Annotated in this window: 1 protein-coding gene; it reads right to left on the bottom strand. The window is 45.5% G+C overall.

The window, feature by feature from the left end:
* A partial coding sequence (locus ACFOWM_RS13935; protein WP_379711226.1) for an Ig-like domain-containing protein occupies positions 1–552 on the bottom strand: 552 nt, incomplete at both ends.

A 552-nucleotide genomic window follows, 5' to 3' on the forward strand; every position in this document is an offset into this window, starting at 1 on the left:
ATGTAGCAACTGTTTGACTAACATAATAAGTAGTAGAACCAATAGTTGCGGTAGAAGGTGTTGGTGCTGTTGCACTACCAGTACCACCCGTTGCAGCAGTGTACCATAATAAGTTAGTACCTGTTGCAGTAAGGGCAACTGCTACATCGTTTTGGCAATAAGTAACCGGTGATGTAACTGTTGGGGCTGCTGGTGTTGCAGTAATATTTACTATAATAGCAGCTCTTGGTCCTTCACAAGTACCCGTTGTTTGGCTTACATAATAAGTAGTAGAACCAGGCGTTGTGGTTGAAGGTGTAGGCGCTATAGCGCTACCTGTACCACCTGTTGCAGTAGTGTACCATAATAAGTTAGTACCCGTTGCAGTTAAAGGAACTGCTGTTGCATTTTGGCAATAAGTTACAGGTGTTGTAACCGTTGGAGCCGCAGGCGTTGGGTTGATCGTAACGGTGATGCTAGCTCTTGGGCTTTCACAAGTACCAGCTGTTTGACTCACATAATAAGTGGTTGAACCAGGGGTAGTGGTAGAAGGGGTTGGTGCCGTTGCACTAC

It is taken from the genome of Ferruginibacter yonginensis, assembly GCF_042651465.1.
GTDB classification, from domain to species: domain Bacteria; phylum Bacteroidota; class Bacteroidia; order Chitinophagales; family Chitinophagaceae; genus Ferruginibacter; species Ferruginibacter yonginensis.